The organism is Geobacillus sp. CCR (assembly GCF_052906625.1).
Map to the genome: position 1 here is coordinate 1 of NZ_JBREBQ010000068.1, position 6,097 is coordinate 6,097.

6 protein-coding genes and 2 pseudogenes are annotated in these 6,097 nt (G+C 35.8%); 2 read left to right on the forward strand and 6 right to left on the reverse strand.

The features are described 5' to 3' along the window. Positions 1–105: 105 nt before the first annotated feature. The 3 genes from ACVBDQ_RS17410 to ACVBDQ_RS17420 form a co-directional block, all read right to left on the reverse strand. Positions 106–255: a hypothetical protein gene (locus tag ACVBDQ_RS17410; protein ID WP_318550432.1), complete on the reverse strand. Its 150-nt coding sequence runs from the start codon at positions 253–255 to the stop codon at positions 106–108. Positions 256–618: 363 nt separating this feature from the next. After that, the gene (locus ACVBDQ_RS17415) at positions 619–1,119 is read right to left on the reverse strand and encodes a VanZ family protein (protein WP_033845378.1); all 501 of its coding nucleotides are present in this window, start codon (positions 1,117–1,119) and stop codon (positions 619–621) included. Positions 1,120–1,302: 183 nt separating this feature from the next. After that, a complete protein-coding gene (locus ACVBDQ_RS17420; RefSeq protein ID WP_231293747.1) occupies positions 1,303–1,692 on the reverse strand; it encodes a cupin domain-containing protein in 390 nt (129 codons plus the stop codon). A gap of 24 nt (positions 1,693–1,716) precedes the next feature. On the opposite strand from ACVBDQ_RS17420, the pseudogene ACVBDQ_RS17425 reads away from it, so the two are divergent. Together ACVBDQ_RS17425 and ACVBDQ_RS17430 are read left to right on the forward strand one after the other, a co-directional pair. After that, positions 1,717–2,175, forward strand: a pseudogene (locus ACVBDQ_RS17425) (transposase); the annotation flags it as partial. 224 nt (positions 2,176–2,399) lie between these two features. After that, positions 2,400–3,110: pseudogene (locus tag ACVBDQ_RS17430) on the forward strand (IS256 family transposase); the annotation flags it as partial. 383 nt (positions 3,111–3,493) lie between these two features. Here the strand turns inward: ACVBDQ_RS17430 and ACVBDQ_RS17435 are convergent. The 3 genes from ACVBDQ_RS17435 to ACVBDQ_RS17445 all read right to left on the reverse strand — a co-directional run bounded on the left by ACVBDQ_RS17435 (position 3,494) and on the right by ACVBDQ_RS17445 (position 5,393). After that, complete coding sequence (locus ACVBDQ_RS17435) at positions 3,494–3,823, reverse strand: hypothetical protein (RefSeq protein WP_033845200.1); 330 nt, start codon at positions 3,821–3,823, stop codon at positions 3,494–3,496. Between the two features lie 214 nt (positions 3,824–4,037). After that, positions 4,038–4,619 carry a nucleotidyltransferase family protein gene (locus ACVBDQ_RS17440; RefSeq protein ID WP_014196315.1) on the reverse strand — a complete coding sequence of 194 codons (582 nt, stop codon included), beginning with the start codon at positions 4,617–4,619 and terminating at the stop codon, positions 4,038–4,040. A 138-nt stretch (positions 4,620–4,757) separates the two neighbouring features. Continuing rightward, entirely contained in the window at positions 4,758–5,393 is a 636-nt protein-coding gene (locus ACVBDQ_RS17445) for an O-methyltransferase (RefSeq protein WP_014196316.1), read from the reverse strand. Positions 5,394–6,097 lie beyond the last annotated feature (704 nt).

Genomic DNA, 6,097 nt, shown 5'->3' on the forward strand with positions numbered 1-6,097 from the left:
ATACGGAACGACCAGCGATGGTAAAAAAAGGATTGCCATCGCTCGTTGTGTTGGTCAAAAAGTTATTCTGAAAAACTAAATAAAAAATCCTTTGTTTTGACCTTGTTAGGGTGCGAAATGTGAGTTAGAAAGAGATGGATCCACAACGATATCTGGATCAAAGTGAACAAGGTCAACAAATGGTTCTTGAGAAGGATGTACATTCATTGAGGAAACTAATGGATCACTCATTAAGATTTTTCTTAATTCTTTCATAAAATATCCCCTTCTTGTAATGGTTTAGCTGCCTAAAAAACTCTAGATTCCTCTGTTCCATCTCTCCGCAAACAAATCTAAGTCTTTATTATGACCAACAACATTTTCCATTATATACTATCCAGTCTATGTTTTCTATTAATATTTTGAAAATTTTATCATTTAACCATACTCCTTCGTTAGCTACCCATGCATCGATTCGCATCACCACATATGATGCAAGAAATTCTGTTCTTCTATGGAAGACAACTATGCCGCATAGTTGCGGCACCTTCAGAAGGATAAAAATATTAATTTTCAGGATAGTTGATGAGTAAAATATTTCTGAATTATTCTTTAATTATTCCTTACAGCCTTTATCTATTAACTAACTGTGATTTTATTGTTTTGATATTTCTTCTTGGAATTAATGGTTAAATAAATAAGCTTAATTGGTAGGTATCCCATAACTCCTCCAAGAGTATTTAAAATTAAATCATCGATGTCAAAACTCCCAATTCCAAATAAAAGTTGAAGAATTTCATATGTAAAGCTTAGACTAGATGTTGTAATAATAACAGCTTTAAGGTTTTGAAACCTTTTCGATAATAATGGAAGCGTGAAACCTAAAGGTACAAAACCTATTATGTTTCCAACTAAGTTCTCAATTCGGATATTCAAATTTATATCTGCTAAGAACAAATAATAAATAATTGTTTTGAAAGGAATAAAATTACTTGAACGCCAGAGATATTCATTATAACTAAAATCGAAATGATTAATTATTTCTGATAAAGGAAGGTATTTAAATAAAATTATTTTCGTAAGGATTGATAGATATATACACAATAATATTGTTAAAGAGACTTTCACAAAAATTCTCATAGTTTACCACTACTCCATAGGAAGTTTTAAAATACATAATCATCATATTTTGTCAGATAAGTTTAAATGAGTTTTTAAAATTTTCCTTTTTCAACTATCCTGTCCTGTTCAACAAGAAAAAAGAGTTGATGCAAACAACTCTCTTATTTCATCTTGTACCCATTAGCTGAAGAAGAAACGCTTTTACTCTGTTGCTTTAATTTTCATAAAAGATTCAGGATTTAAAGTTTCAGATTGAATCACTATTGCAGTCATTCCCTCATCACTCCCTGATTCGTGCCATTCTCCCTTCTCCCAAAAAACACATTCCCCTCTTTTTACAAAAATTCTTTTGCGGTCCTCCCCTGTTACCCAACCTTCCCCCTGAACCACCAGAAATAATTGAGGAACAGGTGCTTCGTGATACCCAACGACTCCGTTAGGTTCTATATACATACAACCGAGAATAGAAGGTTCACTTGTTTTTATAATTCTTGTATAAATCGCTAGATGATGTATAAAATTTTGTGTAAAGCATTTTGCTAGAACAAAAGAAAAAAGGTAGGGTATTCTCTGATTTGGACCACAACACATTCCAGAGAAAGGAGTACCCTACCTATGTCTAAAAGAAGTATACCGAATGTCGACTGGGCAAATCAACTGGAAAATGCCATTCGTCAGTTTGTAAAAGAAAAATTAGAACTGATTATGCGGGAAGAAATCAAAAATTTCCTCGAAATCGAACAGGCTGGAACGCCGAATATGAGAAACGGCTACTATCAGCGAAATCTAGATACACAATATGGCCGGATTGAGGGTCTTTTGGTTCCAAGAGACCGAAACGGGGAATTTCAAACACAGTTGTTTGCCCCTTACCAACGGCACACGGGCTGGCTGGAGGAAGCAATCATTAGGATGTACCAAAGTGGCATGAGCACGCGTGAAATTGGCAAGTTTATCGAACGAATTCTAGGAAGCACCTATTCTCCTGCGACGATCAGCCGGATTACCGATGTCGTGAAGGAAGACATCGAGAAATGGCACGCTCGTCCACTACACCAGCGTTATTCGGTCTTATATTTGGTGTTTTCTGCAAAGAAAAAATACAGAGTTTCGCAACGAAAAGTGCAGAGAATTACAACTTGACATGGAGCCTCTGGGGGCGTGATGAAAAAGCCAGGAAGCCAGCAATATCAAGGGCTGGCTATGCCTAAAAAGGCTATCACGCCCCCCTCTCCATGTAAAGTTGGCCTAAGCCAAATTCTCTGCAGATCTCTGCATTTTTATTTTGCAATAAACAATATTTGGACGGCTTGTACGTGAAACTTCGCCGGGATACGGTAGAGAAAGAAGTTATTTATGTGGTATTGGGGGTGAACGAAGAAGGGTATCGTGAAATTCTTGATTTCTTCGTAGGAGGACAAGAAAGCGCCTATGTATGGCAGGAGATTCTCCAACAGCTCTACAAAAGAGGCGTCAAGGAAGTGCTTCTTGGCGTCTTCGATGGCCTTCCGGGGTTGGAGGAAGCCTTTAAGGCGGTGTATCCGAAAGCCGATGTGCAGCGCTGTGTCGTGCACAAAGTCCGCAACACCCTCAGCCGTGTTCGGAAAAAAGATCAATTCGAAATGGCGGAGGACCTGAAACTCATTTATCGTTCTCCGAATAAAGAAATCGCATTGGAGATGTTTCAACAGTTTCAATCCAAATGGTCTCACAAATACCCAAGGGAAGTCCAATCTTGGGCAAATGAGTTGGATGTCCTTCTCACCTTTATGGACTATCCAAGCAGTATTCGAAGTGTGATTTATACGACCAATGCCATCGAACGAACGATCAAGGAGATTCGGAAACGCCTAAAACCGATGAACAGTTTGAGCAGTTTAGAAGCCGCTGAAAAAGTCGTATATTTGACGATACAGGACTTTAACGAGAAATGGGCAGGGCGAAAGTTGCGAGGATTTGCCGAAGCGCAAGAAGCCCTTCAACGAATGTTTGAAGAACGTTATTGTTAACCAAATATTGTAAATAAACAAAATAAGGGGATTTTCCCTTTCCACACAAGAGACTGAATATTCAGTCTCTTGTGTGAAGGAAACCGGTTCCCTATCCATTCCAAATCCATTTCAGAGATACCCTATCTATCTTACATTACACAAAATTCTTGACGGTACCAATCGCTAAGTCCGAATTGTATTTCGTTATTTTTGCTCCGACTTCTTTATCAAATCTAAAAATTTTCATAATAACCCCCCGAAAGATATTTGTTTTCAATCTTATATAATTCAACATTGGAAAAATAATTCCTTATTCAACTAACCTGCCCTTAGTCAACCATGAAACGAGCTTCACCGCAGATGATGGAAGTTAACTCATTCTTCAATGAGAGTGAAACAGATTACCCTTTGCTTGGAACTTTACTCGAAATAAGACGTGCAATTCCAATTAATAAACAAGCTACACTAATTGCCCATAAAACACCTGAGATTCCTATGCTCAATGATGCTTTTTCCGAACCCATAGAATCATTATGTTCAAAAGTGTTTATCGCTTCTAGAAGTTTGTAACCTGCAAAAGAAAAGAAAGCAATATGTCCTATAAACCAACAAAATGCTTCTTTGCTGAATTTATGTTTGTGCCAAAGAACAATGAAAGAAATTAGTTCAATTCCCATCACTATTGCAAATCCCCAATTCAACATTCCGTACACTTCGGCTTCTAAATACATTTCTCTACCTCCGTGATTGAGACGTTTCACATCCTAATTATAGTTTCGAGATTTTTTCATTAGTTCCTTGATTGTGAACAATACTGCCCTTTAGCCACTCATGCCGCATCTATGCGACATCATCGGAAGGGTGAAAATATTAATTTTCAGGATAGACCTCCATGCCGTGCTTACGGCACCAGCAAATGATGAAAACACTAATTTTCGGGATAGTTTAATAAGAATTTTCAATATGAAAAACTTTAACCTTATACCAAATATCTTTCCAGTTCTTTTTCGTTATCCGTTCTTCGTAAATCTTTGATAGTTCTTTTGATTGTTTAAAATAGGGTGTCGGTTTTACTTCCAAGTTAATCACATCATCTACTCCCCAAGGAGCAACCAAGATGATGTCATCCTTTTCATCTAATTTTACACCTAAAGATGTTGCTGTTTCTGGAAACTTCGATATAGCGTCTACGGAAGATGAATACGGAGGAATGTTATTGACAACGTGCATTCTTGCCTCATTTTTCACTGACCAAGGAATGTTAGGAAGAATATTTCTTAACCTAATTTCTAACTTCTTTTCTTCTAATTCTTCCATATTGGTATCATCAAAATAGATAACATCAATATCTGGAATAGGAGTTCTTTCTTTAAAGCCATGTAACGCATCCCATATTTTCGAACGAACAAATCCAGCACAGACCCACCAATCAGGTAAATTTAATGATTTTACTGCTCTTAATATATCCATCATCCACTTGTCTTCTTTAATCAGTCGAATGATATCTTTCTCATTTTTAATCATCATCAATCCATCTCCTCCAATCAAACTTATAGATTGCCTTATGAAACAATTGAATAGCAGTATTAAACAGCGGAACTCTGTTTGGTTAAAATCATACTCAAATGAGAATAACTACGTTATCATCTTTCAAAACTCAATTATTTATAATACCCTCGCAATCGTTAAACCATCACCAATCGGGACAATGACCGATTCTAATCTTGGATGTTTGGCTACAAATTCATTAAACTCTCTCAGAAAAATAGTATTATTTTCTTGATTGTTTTTGTCCGTAACTTTCCCTTTCCATAATACGTTATCCGCAGTAATTAAAGCTCCCTTTTTAGCTAGTTGGATGGAATACTCTAAATAAAGTCTGTAGTTTTCCTTGTCCGCATCAATAAAAAAGAAATCGAACTTTCTTTTTTGGCTAATAAATTGTTTCAACGTTTCAAGAGCAGGACCAATATGGTAAGTTACTTTTTTTCCATAACCAGCTTTTTCAATATTATTTTTTGCTACATTGGCGTAATCTTTGTTTAACTCCAACGATGTCAATTTTCCGTCATCTGGCAATGCTTTGCAAATCCAGATACCACTGTAACCACCGAGAGCACCAATTTCCAAAGCATTCGTTGCGTTCGCTATTTTAACTAACAAATACAATAGTTTTCCCGTTTCTGGAGATACTGAAATCTGAGGCATATGATTGATTGTTAAACTTTGGGAAACCATTTGATAAAAATTGTCGTGATCCTTAACATATAATTCATTAATATATTGAGAAACATCCATCATAAAAACTCCTTTCCGAATAAATAAAAAAGAAAAGAAACGGAACGCAAGGAACGAAACTTACGATGAATATCTCTTAACCCTCTCCTCACCGAATCAAAAAATTCCTCGACTTTCTCTGTTAAATTGATAATCCTAATTAACCTGAATTATCAATTTCGTTAGTTGTAAATTGGTTTAGGTCTTTTGTAAAAAATTATTTATAAACAATACTGTTTCGTTAGTGTAATGATGTCATTTTATAGAAAAATTTTCGGTCACCAATTCCAAGTCTTTGTGCAGGTATTAGTTTCTCATCATCAAAACGACATTCAAAATGGCAACGAATAGACATACCAATGACAAAATTTACCCTTTCTTCATGAATGATTTCTATATTCTTTATTAGATAAACATCATCCTTCTAAAAAGCAGTGTCATTTTTAATAAAGGCTCTGTTATTATTTGTTGTTGATTTTCGACCAACTGAAATTATCTTATGAATAGGACGATTTATTTTGTACTTATTGAAATATTGAACTCGTTAGCTCAATAAGAAACCTCGGAACGATGCTTTAAATACTTGGAAATTGGTTTATAGGGTGTAAATTATCACTTTATTTCCGCACAAAAAAGACTCTTTTTTGCACATTCCTTCGGAATATCCCTCTCCCCCTTTCCGAAAGAATGTGCTAAATTTTTTGTGAATTATTTCGGAATGGGACATG

Excerpts from the sequence above, each read along its gene's own strand:
- ACVBDQ_RS17435 (WP_033845200.1), bottom strand. The coding sequence starts at position 3,823 with ATGTATTTAGAAGCCGAAGTGTACGGAATGTTGAATTGGGGATTTGCA.
- ACVBDQ_RS17420 (WP_231293747.1), bottom strand. The coding sequence starts at position 1,692 with ATGTGTTGTGGTCCAAATCAGAGAATACCCTACCTTTTTTCTTTTGTT.
- ACVBDQ_RS17445 (WP_014196316.1), bottom strand. The coding sequence starts at position 5,393 with ATGATGGATGTTTCTCAATATATTAATGAATTATATGTTAAGGATCAC.
- ACVBDQ_RS17440 (WP_014196315.1), bottom strand. The coding sequence starts at position 4,619 with ATGATGATTAAAAATGAGAAAGATATCATTCGACTGATTAAAGAAGAC.
- ACVBDQ_RS17410 (WP_318550432.1), bottom strand. The coding sequence starts at position 255 with ATGAAAGAATTAAGAAAAATCTTAATGAGTGATCCATTAGTTTCCTCA.
- ACVBDQ_RS17415 (WP_033845378.1), bottom strand. The coding sequence starts at position 1,119 with ATGAGAATTTTTGTGAAAGTCTCTTTAACAATATTATTGTGTATATAT.